This window comes from Mesorhizobium subarcticum, from assembly GCF_055456085.1.
Map to the genome: position 1 here is coordinate 4,000,122 of NZ_CM144237.1, position 25,592 is coordinate 4,025,713.

General features: G+C 64.8%; 24 protein-coding genes, 1 tRNA gene and 1 riboswitch. Of the genes, 10 read left to right on the forward strand and 15 right to left on the reverse strand.

Annotated elements, in window-relative coordinates; genetic code table 11:
• The first annotated feature begins 30 nt into the window (after nt 1-30).
• Both ACZYHG_RS19550 and ACZYHG_RS19555 read left to right on the forward strand, forming a co-directional pair.
• Nucleotides 31-939, forward strand: a complete 909-nt coding sequence (locus tag ACZYHG_RS19550; RefSeq protein WP_464609964.1) for a PhzF family phenazine biosynthesis protein — start codon at nt 31-33, stop codon at nt 937-939.
• Nucleotides 940-1,045: 106 nt separating this feature from the next.
• A tRNA-Lys gene (locus tag ACZYHG_RS19555) sits at nt 1,046-1,121 on the forward strand.
• Nucleotides 1,122-1,556: 435 nt separating this feature from the next.
• Here the strand turns inward: ACZYHG_RS19555 and cobT are convergent.
• From cobT to cbiE, 7 genes are read right to left on the reverse strand one after another with little or no spacing between them, the layout of a single operon-like run.
• Nucleotides 1,557-2,567, reverse strand: coding sequence for a nicotinate-nucleotide--dimethylbenzimidazole phosphoribosyltransferase (gene cobT / locus ACZYHG_RS19560; protein WP_464609965.1), 1,011 nt, complete (start codon nt 2,565-2,567; stop codon nt 1,557-1,559).
• A 38-nt stretch (nt 2,568-2,605) separates the two neighbouring features.
• Nucleotides 2,606-3,385 (reverse strand): adenosylcobinamide-GDP ribazoletransferase, encoded by a 780-nt coding sequence (cobS, locus tag ACZYHG_RS19565; protein ID WP_464609966.1) that lies wholly within the window; start codon nt 3,383-3,385, stop codon nt 2,606-2,608.
• Nucleotides 3,386-3,424: 39 nt separating this feature from the next.
• On the reverse strand, nt 3,425-4,738 hold the full coding sequence (locus ACZYHG_RS19570) for a cobyrinate a,c-diamide synthase (RefSeq protein ID WP_464609967.1): 1,314 nt from the start codon (nt 4,736-4,738) through the stop codon (nt 3,425-3,427).
• A complete protein-coding gene (gene cobA / locus ACZYHG_RS19575; protein WP_464609968.1) occupies nt 4,735-5,553 on the reverse strand; it encodes a uroporphyrinogen-III C-methyltransferase in 819 nt (272 codons plus the stop codon). Before cobA ends, ACZYHG_RS19570 begins: the two co-directional genes overlap by 4 nt.
• Nucleotides 5,550-6,314, reverse strand: coding sequence for a precorrin-4 C(11)-methyltransferase (gene cobM / locus ACZYHG_RS19580; protein ID WP_464609969.1), 765 nt, complete (start codon nt 6,312-6,314; stop codon nt 5,550-5,552). Before cobM ends, cobA begins: the two co-directional genes overlap by 4 nt.
• Nucleotides 6,311-6,697 carry a cobalamin biosynthesis protein gene (locus ACZYHG_RS19585; RefSeq protein WP_464614740.1) on the reverse strand — a complete coding sequence of 129 codons (387 nt, stop codon included), beginning with the start codon at nt 6,695-6,697 and terminating at the stop codon, nt 6,311-6,313. Before ACZYHG_RS19585 ends, cobM begins: the two co-directional genes overlap by 4 nt.
• Complete coding sequence (gene cbiE, locus ACZYHG_RS19590) at nt 6,694-7,929, reverse strand: precorrin-6y C5,15-methyltransferase (decarboxylating) subunit CbiE (protein ID WP_464609970.1); 1,236 nt, start codon at nt 7,927-7,929, stop codon at nt 6,694-6,696. Before cbiE ends, ACZYHG_RS19585 begins: the two co-directional genes overlap by 4 nt.
• 1 nt (nt 7,930) lies before the next feature.
• Between cbiE and ACZYHG_RS19595 the strand changes: the two genes are divergently transcribed.
• Nucleotides 7,931-8,698: a cobalt-precorrin-6A reductase gene (locus ACZYHG_RS19595; RefSeq protein ID WP_464609971.1), complete on the forward strand. Its 768-nt coding sequence runs from the start codon at nt 7,931-7,933 to the stop codon at nt 8,696-8,698.
• On the opposite strand, the gene ACZYHG_RS19600 is transcribed toward ACZYHG_RS19595, so the two are convergent.
• From ACZYHG_RS19600 to ACZYHG_RS19635, 8 genes are all read right to left on the reverse strand, one after another.
• A complete protein-coding gene (locus ACZYHG_RS19600; protein WP_464609972.1) occupies nt 8,662-9,426 on the reverse strand; it encodes a precorrin-3B C(17)-methyltransferase in 765 nt (254 codons plus the stop codon). The genes ACZYHG_RS19595 and ACZYHG_RS19600 overlap by 37 nt on opposite strands.
• Nucleotides 9,423-10,181 carry a precorrin-2 C(20)-methyltransferase gene (locus ACZYHG_RS19605; RefSeq protein WP_464609973.1) on the reverse strand — a complete coding sequence of 253 codons (759 nt, stop codon included), beginning with the start codon at nt 10,179-10,181 and terminating at the stop codon, nt 9,423-9,425. Before ACZYHG_RS19605 ends, ACZYHG_RS19600 begins: the two co-directional genes overlap by 4 nt.
• On the reverse strand, nt 10,178-10,810 hold the full coding sequence (locus ACZYHG_RS19610) for a precorrin-8X methylmutase (RefSeq protein ID WP_464609974.1): 633 nt from the start codon (nt 10,808-10,810) through the stop codon (nt 10,178-10,180). The genes ACZYHG_RS19605 and ACZYHG_RS19610 overlap by 4 nt, the downstream gene beginning before the upstream one ends.
• A gap of 2 nt (nt 10,811-10,812) precedes the next feature.
• Nucleotides 10,813-12,303, reverse strand: a complete 1,491-nt coding sequence (gene cobG, locus ACZYHG_RS19615) for a precorrin-3B synthase (protein ID WP_464609975.1) — start codon at nt 12,301-12,303, stop codon at nt 10,813-10,815.
• A complete protein-coding gene (locus tag ACZYHG_RS19620; RefSeq protein ID WP_464609976.1) occupies nt 12,300-16,016 on the reverse strand; it encodes a cobaltochelatase subunit CobN in 3,717 nt (1,238 codons plus the stop codon). Before ACZYHG_RS19620 ends, cobG begins: the two co-directional genes overlap by 4 nt.
• A gap of 121 nt (nt 16,017-16,137) precedes the next feature.
• Complete coding sequence (gene cobW, locus ACZYHG_RS19625; protein ID WP_464609977.1) at nt 16,138-17,190, reverse strand: cobalamin biosynthesis protein CobW; 1,053 nt, start codon at nt 17,188-17,190, stop codon at nt 16,138-16,140.
• Nucleotides 17,187-17,621: a DUF1636 family protein gene (locus tag ACZYHG_RS19630; RefSeq protein ID WP_464609978.1), complete on the reverse strand. Its 435-nt coding sequence runs from the start codon at nt 17,619-17,621 to the stop codon at nt 17,187-17,189. The genes cobW and ACZYHG_RS19630 overlap by 4 nt, the downstream gene beginning before the upstream one ends.
• Nucleotides 17,622-17,661: 40 nt before the next feature.
• Nucleotides 17,662-17,865: riboswitch (cobalamin riboswitch) on the reverse strand.
• Between the two features lie 29 nt (nt 17,866-17,894).
• The gene (locus ACZYHG_RS19635; protein ID WP_464609979.1) at nt 17,895-19,094 is read right to left on the reverse strand and encodes a winged helix-turn-helix domain-containing protein; all 1,200 of its coding nucleotides are present in this window, start codon (nt 19,092-19,094) and stop codon (nt 17,895-17,897) included.
• Nucleotides 19,095-19,415: 321 nt separating this feature from the next.
• Here ACZYHG_RS19635 and ACZYHG_RS19640 point away from each other — a divergent pair, with 321 nt between their 5' ends.
• From ACZYHG_RS19640 to ACZYHG_RS19670, 7 genes are all read left to right on the forward strand, one after another.
• Nucleotides 19,416-19,781 carry an NADH-quinone oxidoreductase subunit A gene (locus ACZYHG_RS19640; RefSeq protein WP_010910112.1) on the forward strand — a complete coding sequence of 122 codons (366 nt, stop codon included), beginning with the start codon at nt 19,416-19,418 and terminating at the stop codon, nt 19,779-19,781.
• Complete coding sequence (locus ACZYHG_RS19645; RefSeq protein ID WP_027029571.1) at nt 19,772-20,353, forward strand: NuoB/complex I 20 kDa subunit family protein; 582 nt, start codon at nt 19,772-19,774, stop codon at nt 20,351-20,353. The genes ACZYHG_RS19640 and ACZYHG_RS19645 overlap by 10 nt, the downstream gene beginning before the upstream one ends.
• Nucleotides 20,354-20,357: 4 nt before the next feature.
• Nucleotides 20,358-20,963, forward strand: coding sequence for an NADH-quinone oxidoreductase subunit C (locus tag ACZYHG_RS19650; protein ID WP_464609980.1), 606 nt, complete (start codon nt 20,358-20,360; stop codon nt 20,961-20,963).
• A gap of 9 nt (nt 20,964-20,972) precedes the next feature.
• Nucleotides 20,973-22,163, forward strand: coding sequence for an NADH-quinone oxidoreductase subunit D (locus ACZYHG_RS19655; protein WP_027029569.1), 1,191 nt, complete (start codon nt 20,973-20,975; stop codon nt 22,161-22,163).
• Nucleotides 22,164-23,501, forward strand: a complete 1,338-nt coding sequence (locus ACZYHG_RS19660) for an NADH-quinone oxidoreductase subunit E (protein WP_464609981.1) — start codon at nt 22,164-22,166, stop codon at nt 23,499-23,501. It abuts the gene before it with no gap.
• A gap of 10 nt (nt 23,502-23,511) precedes the next feature.
• Nucleotides 23,512-24,816: an NADH-quinone oxidoreductase subunit NuoF gene (nuoF, locus tag ACZYHG_RS19665; protein ID WP_464609982.1), complete on the forward strand. Its 1,305-nt coding sequence runs from the start codon at nt 23,512-23,514 to the stop codon at nt 24,814-24,816.
• An 80-nt stretch (nt 24,817-24,896) separates the two neighbouring features.
• Nucleotides 24,897-25,592: an NADH-ubiquinone dehydrogenase gene (locus ACZYHG_RS19670; protein ID WP_464609983.1), complete on the forward strand. Its 696-nt coding sequence runs from the start codon at nt 24,897-24,899 to the stop codon at nt 25,590-25,592.

Below are 25,592 nucleotides of genomic sequence, written 5' to 3' on the forward strand. Positions count from 1 at the left end.
AATTTCGCCCATGTTGAGATTGAGGCAGGAATGAAAACCCGGAATTACTTGCTTTACGATGTGTTTACGACCGAGCGACTGGCCGGAAACCCACTGGCCGTGGTGTTGGATTGCGATGGATTGGACACGGCCGCGATGCAAGCCATTGCACGCGAATTCAACCTGTCCGAATCGGTCTTTGTGCTGCCGCCGGACAATCCCAAGCATAAAAACCGCATCCGCATCTTCACGCCCGACTATGAAATGCCGTTCGCTGGCCATCCGACCGTCGGCGCGGCTATTGCGCTGGCCGAGCTTGCGGAAGAGGGCGCCGCCGGCATCTTCGTGCTGGAGGAAAACATCGGGCCTGTGCGTTGCGCCGTCAGCAAACACGATGGCGCCACCTTCGCCGAATTCGATCTGGCGAAACTGCCGGAGCCGCTGAAGCTGGAGGCCGATCCGCAGGCAATCGGTGCAGCCCTTGGCCTGGCGCCACACGAAATCGGTTTCGAGAATCACCGCGTGTCATTCTGGTCGGCCGGCGTGCCCTATGTGACGATTCCGGTCGCCAATCTTGAAGCAGCAAGCCGCATCCGGCTGGACAACCAGGCGTGGTCGGAATTGGCGCCGCGCAAGAGCGAATGGGCCTTCGCCAGCCCCTATGTCTATTGCCGCGAGACAGTGAACCACGAAAGCGCGTTCCATGTCCGCATGATCGTGCCCGGCACGCCGTCCTATGAGGATCCGGCGACGGGTTCGGCTGCGGCCGCCTTTGCCGGCGCCATCATGCATTTCGATGGCCCGACCGATGGCATTTCACAGCTGTGGATCGAACAGGGCCTGGAGATGGGCCGGCCGTCGCGCATTCGCCTCGAACTGACCGTTCAGGGCGGAAAACTGGCCTCGGCGCGCATTGGCGGCCACGCGGTGAAGGTGGCGGAAGGCAAGCTTTTCGTCTGATCGCGATGGGCTGAAAGCGATTTGTCGGGAAATGACTCTGGCAGGGCTAGACATGACGGATGGTGGCGGCTATATGCCCGCCAACGCCGGTTTTTGCCGGCCGAGTGGGTGCGTAGCTCAGTTGGTAGAGCAGCTGACTCTTAATCAGCGGGTCCACAGTTCAATCCTGTGCGCACCCACCAAATTCTTCGAAAATTGGTGGAAAGACCCTGAAATCGGGAAACCGATGCGGCTCATTCGAGGTGAGCCATCGGCGTTCAAAGGCGGCTGTTTCCGCGCCCAAAAACGCGGCCCAGAAACCTGCCGAATCGAAAAGCGATGCCATCGTTTGCGCTGCGGCGTCCGTCGACGTCGCCGCCGGCCTTTCCTGCTGAAAAATCGCTGATGAGCCACCAGAAGAAAATCAGGAAAAGGACCAGGATCCCGGTGTCGATCGGCCCGTAGGTGGAGTATCCGCTGCGCCAGAGTGCACCGGCACATATTGTAGCTATACTTACGGCAGCAGCGACTGGCTGAAGCTTTCTCATCCCGCAAGTCTATTGGAGGATCGGGGGAAACAATAGCTATCGTCTTTGAGGGGCAGTCTTTTTCCACTGCACCGCCGGAAAATCCCCTGATTACTTATCCGACACCCCAGCCTCGGCAAAACTTGCCATACGTGTGTGGCACTCCAGCGCCGAGCGGACGATGTTGACGGCGAGGCAGGCGCCGGAGCCTTCGCCGAGCCGCATGCCGAGATCGAGCAGCGGCGGCATGCCAAGCGCTTCGAGCAGGCCGCGATGGCCCGATTCGGCCGAGACATGGGCCGCGATGGTGTGGGCGAGGCCGGTCGGGTGCAGCTTGGCCAGCGGTGCGGCGGCGGCGGTGCAGACGAAGCCGTCGAGCAGCACGGGTATCCCAAGATGACGGGCGGCGAGCGTCGCGCCGAAAATGGCGGCGAGTTCGCGGCCGCCGAGGGCAGCGGCAATGCCCAGCGGATCGGCAAGGGCAGCGGCATGGCGCTTGAGACCGGCTTCAATGGCGACCACCTTGCGCTTCAGGCCGGCATCGTCGACGCCGGTGCCGCGGCCGGTCCATTTTTCCGCGCCACCGCCAAACAGCGCTGCTGAAATGGCCGCAGCCGGCGTGGTGTTGCCGATGCCCATTTCGCCAAAGCAGATCAGGTCGAGATCATCAGTCACGGCGTCATAGCCGGCCGAGACAGCGGCGAGGAAGGCCTTTTCATCCATCGCCGGCACTTGGGTGAAATCGCCCGTGGGATGGTCGAGGTCGAGCGGGATAACGTCCAGTTCGGCGCCGGCGATGCGGGCGAGCTGGTTGATGGCCGCACCGCCACCGGCGAAATTCGCCACCATCTGCACGGTGACTTCGGAGGGGAAGGCCGACACGCCTTGCGCGGTGACGCCGTGGTTACCGGCGAAGACGAACACTTTCACCCGGTCGAGTTTGGGCATGTCGCGGCCCTGCCAGCGCGCCAGCCAGGCGGCGATGGTCTCCAGCCGGCCGAGGCTGCCTTGCGGCTTGGTCAACGTGTCCTGGCGGTTGGCAACCGCCTTTGCAGCGGTATCGCTGCCGGCGGGCAGATCGAGGCACGCGGCGCGCAGTTCATCAAGGGATTTGAAGGGCATGGGGGCAAGGTCTCCGGAAGGGAATCAGGTCAAGTGGGTTAGGAAAGCGCGACTGTAGCGACGAGCAGCACGGCGATTTCGCTCACTTGCTGCAAGGCGCCGATCGTGTCGCCAGTCTGGCCACCGATCTGGTTGAGGCAAAGGGCATGGTAGGCGGCAAACAGCAGGCCAAGCAGGATGAGCGCGGCGATTGCGCCGCCGGGCCCAAGCAGGAGGAGCGGTATCGCGCCAAGCACGGCGCCGGCGATTGCCGTTTCAAGCGAGACGGTGCCGGCGCCGGCCGAGAGGCCGTCGTCGCGCGCCGGAGGCAAGAGATGCATGAAGGCGCCGAGCGCGCCACGCGAAGCCGTGTGGGCGGCTACGAGAGCGAAAAGGGCTTGCGTCGGGTCGACCAGTTGCGACAGCGCGCTCCAGCGGATCAGCAGCGACAGCGCCAGCGCCATGGCGCCATAGGCGCCGATGCGGCTGTCGCGCATGATGTCTAGCTTGCGGCCACGTGATTTGCCGCCGCCAAAACCGTCGGCGACATCGGACAGTCCGTCCTCATGCAGGCAGCCGGTGGTGAGCACGGTTGCCACAAGGGCAAGGGCGGCGGCCGGCGCCATGGCAAGGCCAAACCGTTCCGCCGTGGCAAAGACGATGGCGCCGATCAGGCCGACGAGAAGACCGGCGATGGGTGCCGCCCAGATCGCGGCGGCGAGGCTGCGGCCGCGAAAATCGAAGACGGGGAGCGGCAGCGTGGTGAAGAACACGAGGCAGAGCGCCACATCGTCGAGGATTTGGCGAGGCGAAAGGGTCAAGCTCCGGAGCTTGAGCATGATCTCCGAAAATCGATTGCCAGTTTTCGGCATCTAGCTCTAGCCCCTCGCAATGGCATGGAAGAAAGTGCCACTAACATGGCCGCGCCGGTAGCCGGAAGCGCCGATCGGATTGCCCTGGCCATCGGCGAGGTCGGCCAGCGGCTCGTCATTGCCGGTGGCTGTCATCTGCGCATAGTGGAATTCATGGCCGCGAATGAGCGCGCCCTGCAGGCCCAGCGGGCAGTCGGCGCGCAGCCGTGCCTCGCGATAGCCGAGATTCATCTTGCGCTTGGCAAAGCTTGTGGAATGACCGAGCAGGCCGAGCATGCGATGCGTTTCGCCAGAGGCATCCTCCAACGCTTCGCCAAGCACCATGAAGCCGCCGCACTCGCCATGGATCGGTTTCGTCGCGGCGAAATTCCCCATTCCGGCATGGAAATTCGCAGCGGCGGCGAGCTTGCCGGCGTGAAGCTCGGGATAGCCGCCGGGCAGCCAGCAGACATCGCAATCCTGGTCGGGCGTTTCATCGGCGATGGGTGAGAACGGGACAAGTTCCGCGCCGGCCTTGCGCCAGTAAGCGGTGACATGCGGGTAGAGGAAGGTGAAGGCGGCATCCTCGGCCAATGCGATGCGTTGACCCGGTGGTTGCAGCGCGTCGGCGAAGCCGCCTGCCGCCGGAGCGAGGGGCGTCCCCAGTGCCATGATGGCATCGAGGTCGAGCGACTTTTCCGCCATGTCGGCCAGCCGGTCGAGATGCGCCATGAGGTCATCATATTCGCCGGCCTGGACAAGGCCGAGATGGCGCTCGGGCAGGTTCAGGGTGGGGTCACGCAGGATGGCGCCGACGACGGGCAGGCCGATCGCCTCGATGGCGTCGCCAGACAGCCGGCGGTGGCGCTCGCTGCCCAGCCGGTTGAGCACGACGCCGGCCATGCGCACATCCGGATCGTAAGTGGCAAAACCCTTGGCGACGGCGGCCGCCGTGGTCGATTGGCCTGATACGTCGAGCACCAGCAGCACCGGCAGGCCGTAGAGCCGGGCGAGGTCGGCGGCAGAGCCTGTGCGGCCGGGAGCCGAGGGAATGCCGTCGAACAGGCCCATGGCGCTTTCGAGGATGACGAAATCGGTGTCGTCTGCCTGTTGGGCGGCGAGTGCGTTGAGCAGCGATGGCGGCATCGCCCAGCTGTCGAGATTGACGCCGGACAGGCCGGTGGCGGCGGTGTGGAAGCCGGGATCGATATAGTCGGGACCCGATTTGGCGCCGCGCACCTTTAACCCGCGCCGGGTGAGCGCGCGCAAAATGCCGATGGTGACGCTGGTCTTGCCCGAGCCGGAGCGCGGCGCGCCGATGATGATCGCGCGGGCGGTCATGCCTCCCCCGCCAGTGCCGCGCGCATGGCCACAATGCCGCCGACGACGATCAGTGCTGGTGAGGCGAGGCCTGCTGCTGCAGCCTCCCCGGCAATAGTGGCGAGCGTGGCGACGACGATTCGTTCCTGCGGCGTGGTCGCGGCGACGATGACCGCTGCAGGCGTCGATGACGCCAGCCCGCCGTCGAGCAATGCCGTGGCAATCAGGGGAAGGTTGGCCATGCCCATATAGACCACGACGGGCTGGCCTGTGCGGGCGATCGCGCCCCAGTCGATGTCGTCATCGGTGCCGGCGGCATGGCCGGTCGCCAGGATCACCGCTTTGTTGATGCCGCGCATGGTAGCCGGGATACCGGTGGCGGCGAGCGCGCTGAGCCCCGAGGTCAGGCCGGGCAGCACGCGAAACGGAATAGCTTCACGCGCCAGCGCCAAGGCCTCTTCACCGCCACGGCCGAAAATATAGGGGTCGCCGCCCTTCAGCCTGATGACGCGGCGGCCGTCTCGCGCCAGCCGGACCAGCAGCGCGGTGATGTCGTCCTGCTTCATCGACGGCTTTCCGCCGCGCTTGCCGGCAAAGAACAGCTCGGCATTTTCGGCAACGGCGACGACATCCGGCGAGACCAGCGCGTCGTAGACCAGCGCGTCCGCCTCAGTCAGCGCCGCCAGTACTTCGAGCGTCAGGCAGCCGGGGTCGCCGGGACCGGCGCCGGCCAGCCAGACATGGCCCGACTCAAGCCGGCGCGGTTTGAAGTTCAGCCGCGACAGAGCCCGTTCGAGCGTGGCGTTTTCGCCTTTGTTTGTGGTGCTGCCGCTCACAATCCGTCCCGTCCGCGAAAACGCCGCTGATAGTGGGCGTCGTACAATGAACTCTCGCCAAAATCTTCCGCGGCCAGCGAACGGCCGACGAAGATGATCGCCGTGCGCTCCATCGGGTCGGCGGCCAACAACGCCTCGATGGTCGCCAGCGTGCCGGTCAGCACGCGCTCATCCGGCCAGGAGGCGCGGAAGACGATCGCCACTGGGCAATCGCTGCCATAGTGCGGCGTCAGCTCGGCAACGACGCGGTCGATGGCGTGGATGGCCAGATGAATGGCAAGCGTGGCGCCGGTGCGGCCGAAGCCGGCCAGCGTTTCGCCGGGCGGCATTTTTGAAGCACGTCCGGAGATTCGGGTCAGCACCAGGCTCTGAGCGACCTCGGGAATGGTCAGTTCGCGGCGAAGGGCTGCGGCCGCGGCGGCAAAAGAAGGCACGCCCGGCGTCAGCGTGTAGGGAATCCCATGCTTTTCCAGCCGGCGGATCTGCTCGGCAACCGCGCTCCACACCGACAGGTCGCCGGAATGCAGGCGCGCGACATCATGGCCAGCCTTATGAGCGTCCAGATATGCGGCTTCGATCTCGTCGAGCGACATCGGCGCGGTGTCAATCAATTTTGTTCCCGGCGCGCAATGTTGCAGCAATTCGGGCGCGACGATCGAACCGGCATGGAGACAGACCGGGCAGCTTGCCAGAAGCCTGGCGCCGCGCAGCGTGATGAGGTCGGCGGCGCCCGGACCGGCGCCGATGAAATGGACAGTCATTCGGCATCTCCGCTGATGGCGATGGCGCAGGTGACCGGACCGAGTACGGTGCGCGGGCCAAGCAGTTTTGCACCGGCGCCAGCGACTGCAAGGGCGGATGCTTCGGAAACCGATGGTGTGCCTGCCCGTTTCTGTGAGAGGTTGGAGCTGCTGAGCGTGCGCGGCGAGGCGGCCTGAAGCGCTGCGTCATCGACGATGATGACGGGAAGGTTCAGCGTGCGGCCAGCCGCGGCGATCGCTTCCTCATCCTTCTTGAGCGTGGCGGTAGCCAGGGCTGAAAGCGCCGTCATCGCCAGCCCATGCGCTTCGAGCGCGGTTTCTATTGCCACGAGCACGTCTTCAACGCTCACACCCTTTCGGCTGCCGATGCCAGCCACCATCATGGCTTCACCCATGTCCATTGGGTGATCGGCATAGCAGGCCGCCAGGCCTGCATCGAACCAACCGGCGAAGCGCGGGAGATGTTTATCCGCGTGAGATCACCGCCCAGTTTCGTATGCTGGGCGAGAAGCAGGCCTTCCATCTCCAGCGTCACCGCATTGGCGACGAGACGGCCACCAGGGCGCAGCGCCTTGATGGCGGCCTTCAACACGCCGGTGTCGCCGCCGCCGCCGCCGATGAAGATCGCATCCGGCGTGTCCAACCCGGCGAGCGCCTTGGGCGCGCTGCCTTCCACCACCACAAGGCCGGGAACGCCACAGGTTGAAGCGTTGTGACTGATGCGGGTAGCACGGGTTGGATCGGCCTCGATGGCAATCGTGCGCATCGAGGGGTGGGCGAGCATCCATTCGATGCCGATGGAGCCGGAGCCGGCGCCGATATCCCACAGCAACTCGCCGCGCCTCGGGGCCAGCGCCGAAAGCGTGACGGCGCGTATTTCGCGCTTGGTGATCTGGCCGTCATGGTCGAAGAGGTGGTCGGCAAGTCCTGCCGTGAGCGGCAGCACCCGTGCCTGCGGGCTAGAATCAATTTCTATCGCCAGCACGTTGAGCGGATTGATGTTTTCGAAATCGAAGGCGTCGGCGCGGGCGGAGCGCTGGTTCTCTTTTGGGCCGCCAAGGGCCTCAAGGATCGTCAGCCGCGACGCGCCAAAGTCGAGTTCGGTGAGCAGGTGGGCAATTGCTGCGGGTGCTTCAGCATCGGATGTCAGGGCCAGGATGCGCGCATTCGGCTGCAGCAGGGGCCGGATCAGATCGAGCGGACGGCCATGCAGCGAGACGATCTCGATATCCTGTAGCGCCCAACCCAGGCGGGCCGCCGCCAGCGAGACGGCTGATGGTGCCGGGATGACATGCATGTCCCGCGGCTTGACCTTGCGGGCGAGGGTGGTGCCGACGCCGTGGAAGAAGGGATCGCCGGAGGCGAGCACGCAGACTTTGCTGCCGGCAAGCGCCAATACACCGCGCATCTCGGCATCGAAAGGGACCGGCCAGGGACAGGGCTTACCCTTGGCGAAGGACGCGACGAGCGCCAGATGCCGCTTGCCACCGAAGATGAACTCCGCTTCGGCGATCCGTTGCTTGGCCTCGTCGCCGAGACCGGCTAAACCGTCCTCGCCGATGCCGACGATGGTGAGCCATCTCTGGTTGGCGCTGCGCGGACCCTCAGCAGGCATGATGACCCACCGCATTCTGATCCTCGGCGGCACCACGGAAGCCCGGCAACTTGCTGGAAGGTTGGCCGCGCGTGCCGATTGCTCGGTTACGCTGTCGCTGGCCGGTCGTACGGAAAACCCGATCGCCCAGAACGTGCCGACAAGGGTCGGCGGCTTTGGCGGTGCTGGCGGGCTGGCGGCCTATCTCAACGACATGCGCATCGACCTGCTGATCGACGCCACGCATCCCTATGCGGCGCGAATATCGGCCAATGCGGCGCAAGCCGCGCGCATGGCGGGCGCGCCGATTTTCGCCTTGCGGCGCCCCGGCTGGGAGCCCGTCGAAGGGGATCGCTGGACTGAAGTCGACACAACAGGCGAGGCCGTGCAGGCGCTTGGAGCGGTGCCGCGCCGCGTTTTCCTGGCACTGGGACGGCAAGAGGTCGCCGCGTTCGAAGCCGCACCGCAGCACCATTATCTCATTCGCAGCGTCGATCCTGTCGAGCCGAAGGTGGCGGTGCCCGATGCCGACTATCTGCTGTCGCGCGGGCCGTTTCGCGAGGACGACGAACGCACGCTGCTCGAAAACCACCGCATCGATGTCGTCGTGTCCAAGAACAGCGGCGGCGCGGCGACCTACGGCAAGATTGCAGCTGCGCGGGCGCTTGGCATCGACCTGATCATGGTCCGCAGGCCCGATCTGCCGGACGTGCCCTCGGCTGAAACCGTCGATGCGCTGGCCGCGATGGTCGATCATTTCGCCGAGCCCGCCGCCGAGCGCGGCGTGTAGACCAGTGCCGGTCTGTCGCCACGCTTGATGATCCGGGTTTCCGGAGAACCGATGATGATGCAGGTCGCCATGTCGGCCTTTTCAGCATCGACATCGGCCAGCAGATAGATTTCGATGCGTTCGTCCGGACGGCCGGCGGCGCGGCCGAAGATGACCGGCGTGGTGCCGGGCAGGATCGCGGTCAGGCATTCGAAGGCACGGCCAAGCTGCCAGGGCCGTGCCTTGCTGATCGGGTTGTAGAGCGCGATGACGAAGCCGGCACCGGCCGCTGCCAAGAGGCGCAACTCGATCAAATCCCACGGCTTCAGATTGTCGGACAGCGAGATGGCGCAGAAATCATGGCCGAGCGGCGCGCCGATGCGGGCAGCGACTGCCAGCATGGCGGTGATGCCGGGCACAACAGCGACATCGACCGCGCGCCATTCGGCCGGACCGGCCTCGATTGCCTCACAAACCGCCGCCGCCATGGCGAAGACACCGGGATCACCACCGGAGACGACGGCGACGTCATGGCCCTCGGCTGCCTTTGTCAGCGCGTCCTTGGAACGGGCGAGTTCCTCGCGATTGTCCGAGGCGACGCGAGTCTGGTCTGGACGCAGTTCAAGCCGGTCAAGATAGGGCTTGTAGCCATAGAAGAACTTTGCTTCCGCAACAGCCCGGCTGGCTTCCGGCGTGACCTGATCGGCATTGCCAGGCCCAAGCCCAATGACTGTGAGGCGGCCGCTCATGCCGGCGCTCCCAGCACGCCCGGCCGGCCGGACCAGCCGGCGACCAGCACGATGGCGAAGTAGGGCGCCTTGTCGTCCGGCTTGTCGGCGAGCTTCATCGAGACGCTGCCGGCCATGGTGCCGCGCTCGACATAGACGGCGCGCGCCAGCTTGCCGGTGGCCTCCAAGGCCCGCCTGATCTTGGGCAGGTTGCGGCCGACCTTCATGATGACGGCGGCATCGGTATCGGCGAGCCGCCGCGTCAGCTCGAACTCGCTCATCGTGCCGGGCAAAACCGTCAGCACGTCGTCGCCCTGGACGATCGGCACACCGGTCTGCGACCAGCAGCCCGACATGGCGGTGACGCCGGGAATGACTTCGGTCGGGAAACGATGGGCGAGGCGGACATGCAGATGCATGTAGGAGCCATAGAAAAGCGGGTCGCCCTCGGACAGGACGGCAACCATCCTGCCGGCTTCGAGGTGTTCGGCCACCCTCTCGGCCGACTCTTCATAGAAACCGGTTATCTGCGAGCGGTAGTCGTCGTGATCCTTGTCGATTTCGGTCGTGACGGGGTAGAGCAGCGGCAATTCCAGCATGTCCGACCGGAAGCGTGCTTCGACGATGGCGCGCGCATTGCTGTTGTTGCCGCGCTTGGCGAAATAGGCAACGACATCGGCCTCGGCCAGGGCCCGTGCGGCCTTCAGCGTCAACAGTTCGGGGTCGCCGGGACCAGTGCCGACGCCGACGAGGCGGCCTTTCGGAAGCGCGTTCACAGGCCCGGCCTCGCCAGGGAATTGAGCGCGGCGGCGGTCATCGCGCTGCCGCCAAGCCGGCCACGCACGATGGCATAGGGCACGCCGTAGGAATTCTCGGCCAGCGCATCCTTGGATTCGGCAGCGCCGACGAACCCGACCGGCATGCCGATGATGGCCGCCGGTTTCGGCGCGCCGTCACGCAGCTTTTCCAAGAGATAGAACAGTGCTGTCGGCGCGTTGCCAATGGCGACGACGGAGCCAGCCATGCGCTCGCCCCACAGGTCGATCGCTGCGGCGGAGCGGGTGTTGCCGATCGCTTTGGCGATTTCAGACGTGCGCGGGTCGCGTAAGGTGCAGATCACCTCGTTGCCGGCCGTCAGGCGGGCGCGGGTGACGCCATGCGAGACCATTTCGGCGTCGCAGAAGATCGGCGCGCCGGCCGCCAAAGCGGTGCGGGCGGCAGCAACGAAATCGGGGGAGAACACGAAATGGCTTGATGCTTCGACCTGGCCGCAAGCATGGATCATGCGGATGGCGACATCGGCTTCGGCTTCCGAGAAACGCGAGAGGTCGGCCTCGGCGCGGATGATGGCGAAGGAGCGCTCGTAGATCGCCGTGCCGTCGTGGATGTAGTCGTAGGCGGCCATGCTCATTTCCGTTTTTCGGTTTGGGCCTGTCGGTAAGCCTCGGCGATGGCCTCCGGCCCGAGCCTTGTCAGGCAGTGGGCTGCGGTCTCGCCTTGATATCGTGCGCTGCGGATCACCGCCGCGACGCGACTGACACCGCGCGCGGCGTCATAGCCCGGCCTGTAGCCGGCAGGAAGGGCCTTTGCCGTCGCGTTCACGACAAGTCCGGCTCCATTTTCGCCGCCGACGATTGTGAGCGCTGCCGGGCCGGGGTGTGCGCAGCCCTTGGCACAGCCGGAAATGTGCAGGGTGAAGTCGAGAATGTCGGCGTTTTCGACAGCGATCGTTTCGGCGACGTCGCGCGTGGCGATGTGGCCGGAGGCGCAGGCAGGGGTGCCGGGGCAGGCGGCAATGCGGGTGCGCGGGTCGGCGGGGGAGGTGACGAAGCCGAGGGTGGTGGCGGTGTGTTGGAGGGGGTAGTTTGCGGAGGCAGGTTGGCCAAGGAAAAGCAGGGCGCGACCTGGGGCGAGGCGGATTTCAGTTGTGCCAAGGGTGAGGGCGCTCTGCGCGAGGCCGATGATGTTTTCGGCCGGCATGCTACCGTAGGGGAGAGCGATGCCGAGGGTGAAAGTGTCGCCGGCTAAGGGGAAAAGGCCGATAGGGTTGCGCGAGGCGCCCCCCTCTGTCCTGCCGGACATCTCCCCCACAAGGGGGGAGATTGGCAGTTCTGGCCTCAGCTTTCTCTCTTCAGCAGTGGAAATTGGCGAGGCCGAGCGTGAATGAGCAATCTCCCCCCAAGTGGGGGAGATGTCCGGCAGGACAGAGGGGGGCGCCTCGCGCAAACCTGTCAAAAGCCATCCTGCGAGAGACGCCAGTTGCCTCTCGGGCAAATCACGCGCATGGGCATCGCGGCCCTTCTCGGCAACCATTCGAAGAGCAGCGACAGTGATATCGCGCGCTGCATCGTCCTCAACCGTCGTAAGCCGTTTCGCGCTTTGGCCGTCACCGGCGACAGATACAATCCACAGAACGCCTTCGTCGCTCTGCGCCGCCTTCAGCCTGATATCGGCCGTCACCGCATCCAGCGTCAGCTGCCCGCCACCATCCACAACAACCGAAACCTTCGGCCCGAGCCGTTGCACCAGCCCGCCTTCCTCGACCGCCACCCTGATCCGCTCAGCCAGCGGCCGCGGATCGGCGATCTCCTGCGGGTCAATGCCCGCCAGCGGCCCGGTCTCGACCGGCACGCCGGTGCGCACGGCAATGCCCAGCGCATCGACCTCCGCGGCCAGCAGCGGGGCACTTTCCCCGGTCAGCCCGCGTATCTGCAGGCTGCCACGTGCGGTCACCTCCATGATGCCGTTGCCATGGCGCAAGGCGGATTCGGCCAGTCCGATCAAAAGCTTGGGCGATAAGCCTCCGGCGACCGGGTTGAGCCGCACCAGCAGGCCATCGCCCGTCTGCATCGGCGCCGACAAAGCCGGGCAGGCGCCGCGCCTTGAAACGGCGTTCATGCCGCGACCCCGAGCGCCTCGGCTTCGGCAATCAGCGCGGCAAGATCGTCGTCGATGGAATTGCGTAGGGGATGCCACAGGCCGCGTCGGCGCGCCGACAGGAAACGCTCGGCAATGACTTTCGCCGCGGCAGGATTCTCGCGCAGGATGAAGGCGCGGACCAGGGGATCGCCGACATAGGCGTCGTGCACGGCCTCGATCAGTGTGCCCGATATGGCATGGGTGGTTTCGGCGAAGCCGATGAGCCGGTCGACCGTTTCGGCGAATTCAGAGGCGCCGCGCGGGCCGTGCCGCATCTGGCCAGATATGAAGCGGGCATTGACCGCGCGCGCCCGCACCACCCGCGATACGGCTTCGCTGACCGAGCGTGGCTTGGGCTTTTGCGGGTCCGTCGTGTCGAGCACGATGACGTCGGCATTCCGGCCCAGCGCCGCAAGAGCGGCCGAAAAGCCGCCTATGAAAGCGACGTCGGCGGAGCCTTCCAGGATATCGCGGCCAGGATCGTCGCCGGTGTGGACGAGCAGATCGGCCTCGGCGATGCGGGTTTCAAAGGCGCCGGGGGAGGCGATTCCTTCGCCGCCAGCACCGCCATAGGCGTGCGAGGTGGCGTCGAGATAGGCGCGGCCGATCTCTTCGCGCGCGGCCCAGTCGCCGCTCGACAAAAGATCCTCGACGCCGGCGCCGTAAGTGCCGGGCGAGGTGCCGAAGATGCGCGGGCTGATCTTGCCGTCGGCGCGGGTTTTGGCCGCGAGCGGGTTTTCCGAATCCTCCTCGTCGCGCGCGGCAACGGCGTTGGCGGCGGTATCGATCAGCGCGATCTGGGTCGGGAACATATCGCGGAACAGGCCCGAAATGCGCCAGGTGACATCGACGCGCGGGCGGCCGAGCGTGGCCGGCGGTAGCACCTCGATGCCGGTGATGCGGCCGGTGGCGGCATCCCATTGCGGCCGGCACCCCATCAGCGCCAAGCCTTGCGCGATCTCCTCGCCGCCGGTGCGCAGCGAGGCCGAGCCCCAGAGGTCGATGACCAGCGAGCGTGGCCAGTCGCCATGCGATTGCATATAGCCGCGCACCACTTCTTCCGCCGCTGCCTTGCCCAGATCATAGGCGGTCGGCGTCGGCATGGTGCGCGGGTCCGAGGTGAATAGATTGCGGCCGGTGGGCAGCACATCGGAGCGGCCACGCGCCGGCGCGCCGGCCGGACCGGCCTTGACGTGGCGTCCATCGAGCGCGGCCAGCAGGGCCGACTTTTCAGCCTCGGCGCTTTGCCGACGCATTGCGTCGGGTTCGTCATCGGGCGCCCGGCCATAGATGTGCAGCCCATCCTTGACGGCGAAATCCTTGAGGTCGCAGAGCCAGGCATCGATGCGGCGCAGCGCTTCGTCGGGCGCGTCGGTCGTGGCGACGCCGGCTTCAGAAGCGAGGCCTGTCTTTTGCGCAGTCTCGACAATCAGTTTCGCCAGTCGGTCGCGGCGGCGGCGGTCGAGGCCGTCGGCCTGGGCGTATTCGTCGACCAGGCGTTCAAGTTTGTGCTGGTTTTCGTCCAGCCCAGCGCCGGTCAGCGGTGGTGGCAGATGGCCAAGCGTGACGGCGGCGATGCGCCGCTTGGCCTGCGCGGCCTCGCCAGGATTGGAGACGATGAAGGGATAGATGACGGGTAATCCACCGGTGACGATCTCGGGGAAGCAGCTTTGCGAGAGGGCAACCGTCTTGCCAGGCAGCCATTCCAGTGTGCCGTGCGCACCGACATGGATCAGGGCGTGGATGCCGAGGGACTTGCGCAGCCACAGGCCGAAAGCGAGCAGGGCATGGCGCGGGGGGAGCGTCGGGTCGTGGTAGTCCGCGCGGCGGTCGGCGGAGCGGCCGCGATCGGGGGCGAGGGCGACGGTGATGTTGCCGAAGGTGGCGGCGCGGAAGGGGAAGTGTTTCTTGCATGATAGCGAAGGCTGGCGCGAGGCGCCCCCCTCTGTCCTGCCGGACTCGGCCCTTCGCTGTCGCTCCGGGCGTTCGTCGCTCGGAAAGCCAAGCAATTGGCTTTCCGTCCGCTGCGCGGACCGTTCCTCACCCCCCACAAGGGGGGAGATTGAGCTGTTATCTGCGCCTTCGCCAATCTCAAGCGTTGTAAGAAGAGAGCCTGCAGCGGAACTGCCAATCTCCCCCCTTGAGGGGGGTGAGGAACGGTCCGCGCAGCGGACGGAAAGCCAATTGCTTGGCTTTCCGAGCGACGAACGCCCGGAGCGACAGCGAAGGGCCGAGTCCGGCAGGACAGAGAGGGGGGCCTCGCGCAACCCTGTCTCGTCTTTTGCCTTCCCCCACGCAGCTTCGACGGCAGTCATTGCCTCAACCGGCAATTCCTTCGAGAAGCTCAGATAGTCGTCCAGCCCCAACCCACCATCGCCCCGCTCCAGTAAATCCAACAACTCGCGCGGCGATTGCGGAATCCCCTCAACCACATAGCCCTGTTCGCTGAGGTCATGCAGCATGGCAAGCACACTGGACGGCACGTCGAGACCGACGGCATAGCCGGTGCGGCCAGGCGCGCTTGGATAATCCGGGATCAGGATGGCGAGCTTGCGCCCGGCGCGGGGCGTCTCCTGCAGGCGAATGAACGCAGCGACACGGTCTGCCACCTGCGCCACACGATCCGGTTCGGGCCGGTTGGAGAAAGCGCGATGGCCGAGCGCGGGATCAACCTCGCTCTCGCCCTTGAAGGAAATCGCTCCGGCGAGGATGCGGCCATCAAGTTCGGGCAGCACGACATGCATGGCAAGGTCGGCGGGTGCCAGGCCGCGCTGATTGTTTTCCCAGACATCGCGGCGGGTGGTGGCGACGATGACCTGGAAGACGGGCACGCCGGCGCGGTCGAACAGGGTTTCGACGCCGGGCTCGGCGCCGGAGGCGAAGGCGGTCGCGGTGATGATGGCGGCGGGGTTTAGCGTGGCCAGCGCGGTTTCGACGAAGGCGAGGGAGGTCGGGTCTTTCAGGCTGGAGACGAAGATGGGGATCGGGGCGATGCCGCGCTGGCGGAGCGCTTCAAAAAGCGCGTCGATGGGCGCGACGTCGGCGGCGAGCAGCATCGAGCGATAGAACAGGATGGGGATAACACGAGCGTTGACGTTGTCAACGCCGGCGTTTGAAAGATCCAGTCGTTCCACAACTCCGCGCCCAGGCTCGTAAAATCCGGCCTTCGGCACTGCAACCGGCGCCGAAACCGTTGCTTCCCCTCCAGCCAAGCCTGCCAATCGCTGAACCAGCGCGCTCATATTGGCCGGGCCACCCTCGCGGAAATAGCCGAGCAGCGCGTCCAATTCCTCACGCGGCAGCGTTGAGGCTTCGATCAGTCTGAGGTCCTCGTCGTGGCTTTCACCCGGAAGCAAAGCCAGCTTGATGCCGCGTTCGCGGGCTGTCGAGGCAAGCTGGTCGCAGCCGTAGCGCCACCAGTCGTAGCCGCCGAGGATGCGGACAAGGATGATTTTGGCGTGGCGCGCCACACGGTCGATCCAGAGGTCGACCGACATGGGATGGCGCAGGTCGCGCAGCGCCGCCAGCCGCATCGAGGGCAGGCGGGCGGCATCCGCCTTCCATGCGGCCGCAAGGCCAGCAAGGTCGCTGTCTGTAAAGGACAGGGCCACGATATCCGCCGGCGTCTGCCGCAGATCGACCGGCTCGGCGAGATCGTCGAGCGAGGCGGAGGTCGTGGTGAGGATATGCATCGCGGTCTAGCGCGGTTATCCGTTTCACGGAAACGGCGAACCGCTCTATCTCCTTGTTTTTACGCAATTCCTGTGGGAAGCCCGTGAAACACTTTTCCTGGAATTGCTAGGGCGGTTGGCGTCAGCCGGCGAGTATAGCTTCGATTGCCGGGCGGTTCAGCCCCTTCAGGCCAATGACGACGAGGCGCGAGCGGCGATCGTCTTGCGCCGTCCAGGCGCGGTCATAGTAATGATTGACGCGCGGCCCGACGGCCTGCAGCAAAAGCCGCATCGGCTTGCCGCCGACTTCGACGAAACCCTTCACGCGCAGCACATTTTCCTGTTCGGCGGCGGTGGCGACGCGCTTTGCCAGATCATCGGGATTGGCGATCGAGGGAATGTCGACGATGAAGGTGTCGAAGTCGTCATGCTCGTGGTCGAAGGCGCCGTCATGATGGGACTTGCGGTTCTCGATGTCGTCCTCGACGGCGAGCCCGAGGCCGAGCAGCACGGAGGGATCGACCTTGCCATGCGACGTCGGCACGATTTTTACCGCGCGGGCGGAATGTTCATTGATGATGGCGTTGGCGCGGGCCGAACCGGCGGCGTCCATCAGGTCGCTCTTCGACAGGATGATCAGGTCGGCGCAGGCGATCTGATCCTCGAACACTTCCTCGACCGGGTCGTCATGGTCGAGGCTGTCGTCCTGAGCACGCTGCGCCTGCAGGGCGTCCATGTCGTTGGCGACACGGCCCTCGGCCAGCGCCGGGCCGTCGACCACGGCGATGACGCCATCGACCGTCACCCGGCTCTTTACGCTCGGCCATTGGAAGGCCTGGACCAGCGGCTTGGGCAAAGCGAGGCCCGAGGTTTCGATCAGGATGTGGTCGACTTTCGGCGTCAGCGACAGGATCTTGTCCAGCGCCGGAACGAAATCGTCGGCCACGGTGCAGCAGATGCAGCCATTGGCCAGTTCGACGATGTTTTCCTCCGGGCAGGTGTCGATGCCGCAGCCTTTGAGGATTTCGCCGTCGATGCCGATGTCGCCAAATTCGTTGACGATGATCGCTATGCGCTTGCCGCCGGCGTTTTCGAGGAGATGGCGGACCAGCGTTGTCTTGCCGGCGCCGAGGAAGCCGGTGACAACGGTGCAGGGTACACGGGAGAGATTGCCGGCCGGATTTGGAGCGCTCATGGTTGGTCCTTCAGCATGTCGAGAGGTGGAATACGGGCCACGAGGCCGCGCTTGAGGGAATCAGGCCGGCCGCGCCATGGGATGAGGCCATCGGTCGAGGTGGCGAAGAGTTTTGCGCAGGTGATGAGGTCGGGGCCGCTGGTCGGGGTCAGGTCGCCGAAGACATAGCTCCAGCAGCCATCGCGCAGGATCGCGGCGCTGAGACGGCGCTTGCAATTGCCAAGGCATTCGACCGTGCGGACGCGGATATTGTCGGCCGCTGCGGCGCGGCGCGTATCTTCGGCCAAAAGTTCGCCGGCGCGGGGATGCGCGTCGGAGCCGGCCTCATTGCGGCAGGAAGCACAGACGATGACGGTGACGCCCGCCAAGGCATCGTTGTCGGCGGACGAGATATCCGCTGTGCCAGCCGAAAAACTGCTGTTCTGGTCCAAAAAGCCGGGCTCCTTGCCCGGAAACCCGCCGGGCGATCGGATTCTTCTGTCGCAGACGGCAGGTCTCCTGGCTCGCGGGTCATCGCCTTGGATAGCCGCCTTCCCGGGAACTCCCAGTGGCTTTCGGCCTTGGCTCTTCGCTTACAGTTGCGGGGACAGCCGCGGATTTGGGATTTCGTCCCGCACCGCATTCCCTCTTAGCCCTTGCCGTTGCGGGCAGGGGACCGTCTGGATCGGATTTAGGCTTTTGCGGGTGGCGGTGTCAACGCGGGGTTACGACATGGCGATGTCGGCCAGCGCCGGACCCAGACCACCGGCCGGCGTCACGTCCATGCGTTCAAGGCCAAGCCAGCCCTGCATCTGCTTCAATTCCTCGAACAGTTGCGCAGCGGTTTCAGGCGGTGCGCCGGGTTCGGGGTAGGCGGCATGGACGCGCAGGACGCTGCCCGGCCGGTCAGCCCTCAGGTCGACGCGCGCCACGATCTTGTCGCCGAGCAGGAAGGGCAGGACGTAATAGCCGTATTGGCGCTTTTCGGCGGGCGTGTAGATTTCGATGCGGTAGTGGAAATTGAAGAGGCGTTCAGAGCGCGACCGTTCGAAGACCACCGGGTCGAACGGCGCCAGCAAGGCGCGGGCCTCGATTTTCCGGGGCAGGCGGGCGTCCTTGTCAAGGTAAGCCGGCTTGTCCCAGCCCTCGACACGCACCGGCAGCAGTTCGCCCAACTCGACCAGTTCCTCCAGCCGGCCCTTCATGTCGGCCGGCGACAGGCGGAAATAGTCGCGCAAATCGCCTGATGTCGCGATGCCGTGGGCGCGGGCCGAGATGCGCAGCAATTCGCGATGCGCGTCCTCGGCAGCCGGCACCGGCAGATCGAGGATCGCCTGCGGCAGCACGCGTTCCGGCAGGTCATAGAAGCGCTCGAAGCCGCGGCGGTGCGCCGTGGTGATACGACCGGCCCAGAACAGCCATTCGAAGGCGTGCTTGGCGTGGCTCCAGCCCCACCAGCCGCCCGAACCCTTCTGGCCTTCCAGCGCCGAAGCGGCAATCGGGCCGCGCGCGACAACCTCGCGGTAGATCTCTTCTATATAGGCGGCGTGCTCGCGACCCCATTTGGCCAGGCCGAGATACATTTCATCGCCTTGTTCGGCGCGCTGCATGCGCCAGCGCATCAGCGGGTAGGTCTCGACCGGCAGGAACGAAGCCTCATGCGCCCAGTATTCGAAGATTGTGCGCTTGCGGGTGATGGCGGCATTGTCGAGCAGAGCGAGCGGGTAGGGGCCAAGCCGCGAATAGAGCGGCATGTAGTGAGCGCGTACCACCGCGCTTACGGAATCGATCTGCAGCAGGCCGGTGCGGGAGAGCACGCGGGCGAAGTGGCGGCGGTCGGGCGTGCCACTTGGCCGGGGATCGAGAAACCCTTGCGCGGCGAGCGCGATGCGCCGAGCCATGGGGAGCGAGATCTTTTCCTTCATTCGGATGCGACTCTGAGGCGGTTCTGACGGATGATTCCAAGCCATGCTAGCAGGGTTTTGGCGGCAACCGTGTCAGGAGACAAAAGTGGAGTAAAAAATGAAGGAAATCAAACAGGAGCCGATCGGACCAGTTTAGCGCGACATGCCGTCCAGGACGGTGTTTTGAACAAGGTTTGACTTGCTTCGCTGGAAGTGCTGCGCTAACCCTCGCCGCGTTGCAACATAGGCCCCTTAAAACGGTTCAGCGGTTAAACTGTCACGCTTCCGCATTAAGGTCCGGTGCTGTAATCAAAGTGGATTGGCTCCAACGGAAAGCCGAGCATGAACGCACTTCTCAGTTCGTACCTGCCCATTGTCTTGTTCATCGGCGTGGCGCTGGTCGTCGGCTTGGCGCTGCTGGCCGCACCGTTCCTGGTGGCGTACCGCAATCCCGATCCCGAAAAGCTGTCCGCCTACGAGTGCGGTTTCAACTCGTTCGACGACGCCCGCATGAAATTCGACATCCGCTTCTACCTGGTGTCGATCCTGTTCATCATCTTCGATCTGGAAGTGGCCTTCCTGTTTCCCTGGGCCGTGTCCTTCTCGAAGATCGGCATGCTCGGCTTCTGGTCGATGATGGTGTTTTTGGCAGTGCTGACCATCGGCTTTGCCTATGAATGGAAAAAAGGAGCGCTGGAATGGGATTGAACGACAGTTCAGGTACCCTGGTCGCGCCGAAGCCCAAGGGCCTCATCGATCCCAACACCGGCAGGCCGGTGGGGGAGGACGATCCCTTCTTCCTCGAAATCAACAATGAGCTTGCCGACAAGGGCTTTCTGGTCACCTCGACCGAGGCGCTGATCACCTGGGCACGCAGCGGTTCGCTGATGTTCATGACCTTTGGTCTGGCCTGCTGCGCGGTCGAGATGATCCACACCTCGATGCCGCGCTACGATTCGGAGCGGTTCGGTGTCGCGCCGCGCGCGTCACCGCGCCAGTCCGATATCATGATCGTCGCCGGCACGCTCACCAACAAGATGGCCCCGGCGCTGCGCAAGGTCTACGACCAGATGCCGGAGCCGCGCTACGTCATCTCGATGGGCTCGTGCGCCAATGGCGGCGGCTACTACCACTATTCCTATTCGGTGGTGCGCGGCTGCGACCGTGTGGTGCCGGTCGACATCTATGTGCCCGGCTGCCCGCCGAGCGCCGAAGCCCTGCTCTACGGCATTCTTCTCTTGCAGAAGAAGATCCGCCGCACCGGCACGATCGAACGGTAAATCCATGGCCGCATCCCTTAGCGAACTGTCGACCTATCTCGGCGAGAAGCTGATCGGCCGCGTCAACGACGCGGCGATCGCCTTTGGCGAACTCACCGTTCATGTCGAGCCGCGCGACCTGGTCGAAGTGATGACCTTCCTGCGCGACGATGCGCGTTGCCAGTTCATCTCCATCATCGATGTCTGCGGCGCCGATTATCCATCGCGGGCCAAGCGCTTCGACGTCGTCTATCACCTGCTCTCGCCGAAACAGAATGTGCGCATCCGCGTCAAGGTTCTGGCCGACGAGGAGACGATGGTGCCGTCGATCACCGGCGTGTTCCCGGGTGCCGACTGGTTCGAGCGCGAGACCTACGATCTCTATGGCGTGCTGTTTTCGGGCCATCCCGATTTGCGCCGCCTGCTGACCGATTACGGCTTCGAAGGCCATCCGCTGCGCAAGGATTTCCCGCTGACCGGCTTCGTCGAGGTGCGTTACGACGACGAAGCCAAGCGCGTCATCTACGAGCCTGTGGAACTGAAGCAGGAATTCCGCAATTTCGATTTTCTCTCGCCTTGGGAAGGCACGGACTACGTGCTGCCCGGGGACGAAAAAGCCAAGACGAATTGAGGCGCCAGAATGGCTGAAACCTCCGTCCGCAATTTCAACATCAATTTCGGGCCGCAACACCCTGCGGCGCATGGTGTTTTGAGGTTGGTTCTGGAACTCGACGGCGAAGTCGTCGATCGCGTCGATCCGCATATTGGCCTGCTGCATCGCGGCACGGAAAAGCTGATCGAGGCAAAAACCTATCTGCAGGCGGTGCCTTATCTCGACCGGCTCGATTATTGCGCGCCGATGAACCAGGAGCATGCCTTTGCTCTGGCCGTCGAGCGCTTACTCGGCATCGAGGTGCCGAGGCGCGGCCAGCTGATCCGCGTGCTTTATTGCGAGATCGGCCGCATCATGTCGCACATCCTCAATGTGACGACGCAGGCCATGGACGTCGGCGCGCTGACGCCGCCGCTGTGGGGCTTCGTCGAACGCGAAAAGCTGATGGTGTTCTATGAGCGTGCCTCCGGTTCGCGCATGCATGCCGCTTATTTCCGTCCCGGCGGCGTCCACCAGGACCTGCCGCGCCAGCTGGTCGAGGATATCGGCAAGTGGATCGACCCGTTCCTGAAGTCGATCGACGACCTCGATCGTCTGCTGACCGGCAACCGCATCTTCAAGCAGCGCAATGTCGATATCGGCATCGTCTCATTGGCCGATGCTTGGGCCTGGGGCTTTTCCGGCGTCATGGTGCGCGGTTCGGGCGCGCCGTGGGACCTGCGCAAGTCGCAGCCTTATGAATGCTATTCGGAAATGGATTTCGACATCCCGATCGGCAAGAACGGCGACTGCTACGACCGTTACCTCGTGCGCATGGAAGAAATGCGCCAGTCGGCCAGGATCATGCGCCAGTGCATTGATCTGCTGCTCGGCAAGGAAAGCACCGGCCCGGTCTCGAACCTCGACGGCAAGATCGTGCCGCCGAAGCGCCAGGCGATGAAACGCTCGATGGAAGCGCTGATCCATCACTTCAAGCTCTACACCGAGGGCTATCGCGTGCCGGCCGGCGAGGTCTATGCGGCCGTCGAGGCGCCGAAAGGCGAGTTCGGCGTCTATCTCGTCTCCGACGGCTCCAACAAGCCTTACCGTTGCAAGCTGCGCGCGCCCGGTTTCGCGCATCTGCAGGCGATGGATTTCCTCTGCCGCGGCCACATGCTGGCCGACGTCACCGCCGTTCTCGGCTCCCTCGACATCGTGTTTGGTGAGGTCGATCGCTAAATGTCAGTCCGCCGTCTCGCAGAAGCCAGCGTCCAGCCAGCATCCTTCGCCTTCAACCGGGCGAACGCGGCAGCGGCGAAGCAATGGATCAAGAAATACCCGAAGGGCCGCGAGCAGTCGGCGATCATCCCGTTGCTGATGATTGCGCAGGAGCAGGAAGGCTGGGTCACCAAGGCCGCGATCGAGACGATTTCGGACATGCTGGGCATGCCGCGTATCCGCGGGCTCGAGGTCGCGACCTTCTACACGCAGTACCAGCTCAATCCGGTCGGCACCCGCGCGCATATCCAGGTTTGCGGCACCACGCCTTGCATGCTGCGCGGCTCGGAAGCGCTGATGGATGTCTGCCGCTCGAAAATCCACCACGACCAGTTCCACACCAATGACAAGGGCACTTTGTCGTGGGAAGAGGTCGAGTGCCTTGGCGCCTGCGTCAACGCGCCGATGGTGATGGTGTTCAAGGACACGTTCGAGGATCTGACGCCGGAACGGCTGGCCGAAATCATCGATCTTTATGACGCGGGCAAGGGTGCCTCGGTGGCGCCGGGACCGCAGAACGGTCGCACCGGCTCGGAGCCGGCCTCTGGCCTGACGACGCTGAAGAGCGAAAAGGCGATCCTCAAGACCACGCGCGACAAGGAAGCCAAGGCGGCGACCAAGGCCGCCCAGAATGCGGCGCCGACCGCTGCCGCCGCGCCAGTCGCAGCCGCGCCGGCCGCCCCTGTGGCGCCGGCTGCCTCTGTAGCGCCGTCCAATGCCAGCAAGCCGAAAACCGACGCGCCTGAAACCAGCCCGGCCCTGAAGACGCCTTCGGCGACCAAGGTGGCGCCGGCAGCTGAGACGGCGGCGAGCGTTTCGGCACCGCCGCTTTCGGCCGCCAACGCCAATACGGCGGCGCCCGAAGTCGAGAAGGTCGCCAAGCAGCGCAATGGGCCGACGGCCAAGGCCGAACCGGCCGCTGCGTTCAAGGCGCCGGAAGCCCAGGCCCCGGCCGCAACCGCGCCGGCGGCGAAAGCTTCGGTCACGGCAAGTGCAAAGTCGGCAAAGCCGTCGTTGGACGACAAGAACCGTCCGGCCGGTATCGACAGGCCGGCCGCGGTCGACGACCTCAAGCTGATCTCCGGCGTCGGCCCGAAGATCGAGGGCATCCTGCATACGCTTGGTATTTTCACCTTCGCGCAGGTCGCTTCGTGGAAGAAGGCCGAGCGCGAGTGGGTGGACGGCTATCTCTCCTTCAACGGCCGCATCGATCGCGATGACTGGGTCAAGCAGGCCAAGGCGCTCGCCAAGGGCGGTGTCGCCGAATACATCCGCGTTTTCGGCAAGAAGCCGGTCTGAGGGACGAAAAATGCTTCAGGACAAAGACCGCATCTTCACCAACATCTACGGCCTCTTCGACAAGTCGCTGGCCGGCGCCATGGCGCGCGGCGCCTGGGACAACACGCCCGGCATCGTCGCCAAGGGGCGTGACTGGATCGTCAACGAGATGAAGGCGTCGGGCCTGCGTGGCCGTGGCGGCGCCGGCTTCCCGACGGGCCTCAAATGGTCGTTCATGCCCAAGCAGAGCGACGGCCGACCGAGCTACCTGGTCATCAATGCCGACGAATCCGAGCCCGGCACTTGCAAGGACCGCGACATCCTGCGCAACGACCCGCACACGCTGGTCGAGGGCGCCTTGCTCGCCGGCTTCGCGATGGGCGCGGTCGCCGCCTATATCTATGTGCGCGGCGAGTTCATCCGCGAGCGCGAGGCGCTGCAGCGGGCCATCGAGGAGGCCTATGAGGCCAAGCTGATCGGTAAGGGCAACACATCAGGCTATGATTTCGACGTCTACATGCATCACGGCGCCGGCGCCTATATTTGCGGCGAGGAGACGGCGCTGCTCGAAAGCCTTGAAGGCAAAAAGGGCCAGCCGCGGCTGAAGCCGCCATTCCCGGCCAATGTCGGCTTGTACGGTTGTCCGACAACGGTCAACAATGTCGAGTCCATCGCGGTGGCGCCGACCATCCTGCGTCGGGGCGCGGCCTGGTTCTCGTCCTTCGGGCGGCCCAACAATGTCGGCACCAAGCTGTTCTGCATCTCTGGCCACGTCAACAATCCGTGCACCGTCGAAGAGGCGATGTCGATCCCGTTCCGCGAGCTGATCGAAACGCATTGCGGCGGTATTCGCGGCGGCTGGGACAATCTGCTCGCGGTCATTCCGGGCGGCGCTTCGGTGCCGCTGGTGCCGGCGGAGCAGATCATCGACGCGCCGATGGATTTCGATGCGCTGCGCGACCTCAAATCGGGCCTTGGCACGGCGGCCGTCATCGTCATGGACAAGTCGACCGATGTCGTGAAGGCGATCGCGCGGCTGTCCTATTTCTACAAGCATGAGAGCTGCGGCCAGTGCACGCCGTGCCGCGAAGGCACCGGCTGGATGTGGCGGGTGATGGAGCGGCTGGTGCGTGGCGAGGCGCAGAAGCGCGAGATCGACATGTTGCTCGACGTCACCAAGCAGATCGAAGGCCACACGATCTGCGCGCTGGGCGATGCGGCGGCATGGCCGATCCAGGGTCTGATGCGGCATTTCCGCGGCGAGGTGGAGCGGCGCATCGACGAGTTTTCGCGCAACGCGCACCGGGCCGAACCGGTGATGGTGGCGGCGGAATAGAGAAAGTTGTGAATGCGGGCGAAAGCCCGAAGTGAGAAGTGCGGGGCGGGGCGAACGAAAAAAACGACCAGGAGAACTCTATGGCGCCGTATTCGACACCCTACCCAATGATGCCCAATTTGGACCAGCTCGAGAAGATGAACCAGGACCTGACCAGGATGATGCCGAAGGAGATGGCCAGCGCCGTCAACCTTTTCGTGCACCCTGTCGCGGGTGCGGCGGCGATGTCGGCGCTTGGCATCGGGCTCGCCAACCATGCGTTCGGCGTCTGGCTTGGCGCGATTTCGGGCGCGGCCGAAGCCTCGCAGCGGCTCATGCAGCCGATCGTGGATGATTTCGAGGCGCGCGTCGCGACCTTCGACGACACGAGCGTCTCCGCCACCAAGGCGCGGGCGACGGCCAAAACCGTGATCGCCGAGGCGCAGTCCTTTGCGCAGGAAGTCACCGATATCGCCGCCAAGGAAAGCGCCGTCATTGCGCCGGCCGCAAATGCCGCCCCGGCAACGGGTGAGACCGCCGATGTGCTGCTGCCCGAGGATTTCAGGCAGCCCAAGGCGATGGACAGGCCGGCGAAACCGTCGGACTTCAAGGCGATATCGGGCATAGGCCCGAAGCTGGAGAAGGTTCTCAACGGGCTGGGTATCTGGACATATGCCCAGATCGCCGCATGGTCGCCGCAAGAGATCGCCTGGGTTGACGACTATCTGTCGTTCAAGGGCCGCATCGGCCGTGACGACTGGACTGCCCAGGCGGCGGCTTTGGCCGCGAAGAAGTGA

Coding starts and splice junctions, on each gene's coding strand:
- ACZYHG_RS19550 (WP_464609964.1), top strand. CDS start 31: ATGAAAACCCGGAATTACTTGCTTTACGATGTGTTTACGACCGAGCGA.
- cobT (WP_464609965.1), bottom strand. CDS start 2,567: ATGCCCTTCAAATCCCTTGATGAACTGCGCGCCGCGTGCCTCGATCTG.
- cobS (WP_464609966.1), bottom strand. CDS start 3,385: ATGCTCAAGCTCCGGAGCTTGACCCTTTCGCCTCGCCAAATCCTCGAC.
- ACZYHG_RS19570 (WP_464609967.1), bottom strand. CDS start 4,738: ATGACCGCCCGCGCGATCATCATCGGCGCGCCGCGCTCCGGCTCGGGC.
- cobM (WP_464609969.1), bottom strand. CDS start 6,314: ATGACTGTCCATTTCATCGGCGCCGGTCCGGGCGCCGCCGACCTCATC.
- ACZYHG_RS19585 (WP_464614740.1), bottom strand. CDS start 6,697: ATGATGGTGGCTGGCATCGGCAGCCGAAAGGGTGTGAGCGTTGAAGAC.
- cbiE (WP_464609970.1), bottom strand. CDS start 7,929: ATGCCTGCTGAGGGTCCGCGCAGCGCCAACCAGAGATGGCTCACCATC.
- ACZYHG_RS19595 (WP_464609971.1), top strand. CDS start 7,931: ATGACCCACCGCATTCTGATCCTCGGCGGCACCACGGAAGCCCGGCAA.
- ACZYHG_RS19600 (WP_464609972.1), bottom strand. CDS start 9,426: ATGAGCGGCCGCCTCACAGTCATTGGGCTTGGGCCTGGCAATGCCGAT.
- ACZYHG_RS19610 (WP_464609974.1), bottom strand. CDS start 10,810: ATGGCCGCCTACGACTACATCCACGACGGCACGGCGATCTACGAGCGC.
- cobG (WP_464609975.1), bottom strand. CDS start 12,303: ATGAACGCCGTTTCAAGGCGCGGCGCCTGCCCGGCTTTGTCGGCGCCG.
- ACZYHG_RS19620 (WP_464609976.1), bottom strand. CDS start 16,016: ATGCATATCCTCACCACGACCTCCGCCTCGCTCGACGATCTCGCCGAG.
- cobW (WP_464609977.1), bottom strand. CDS start 17,190: ATGAGCGCTCCAAATCCGGCCGGCAATCTCTCCCGTGTACCCTGCACC.
- ACZYHG_RS19635 (WP_464609979.1), bottom strand. CDS start 19,094: ATGAAGGAAAAGATCTCGCTCCCCATGGCTCGGCGCATCGCGCTCGCC.
- ACZYHG_RS19640 (WP_010910112.1), top strand. CDS start 19,416: ATGAACGCACTTCTCAGTTCGTACCTGCCCATTGTCTTGTTCATCGGC.
- ACZYHG_RS19645 (WP_027029571.1), top strand. CDS start 19,772: ATGGGATTGAACGACAGTTCAGGTACCCTGGTCGCGCCGAAGCCCAAG.
- ACZYHG_RS19650 (WP_464609980.1), top strand. CDS start 20,358: ATGGCCGCATCCCTTAGCGAACTGTCGACCTATCTCGGCGAGAAGCTG.
- ACZYHG_RS19655 (WP_027029569.1), top strand. CDS start 20,973: ATGGCTGAAACCTCCGTCCGCAATTTCAACATCAATTTCGGGCCGCAA.
- ACZYHG_RS19660 (WP_464609981.1), top strand. CDS start 22,164: ATGTCAGTCCGCCGTCTCGCAGAAGCCAGCGTCCAGCCAGCATCCTTC.
- nuoF (WP_464609982.1), top strand. CDS start 23,512: ATGCTTCAGGACAAAGACCGCATCTTCACCAACATCTACGGCCTCTTC.
- ACZYHG_RS19670 (WP_464609983.1), top strand. CDS start 24,897: ATGGCGCCGTATTCGACACCCTACCCAATGATGCCCAATTTGGACCAG.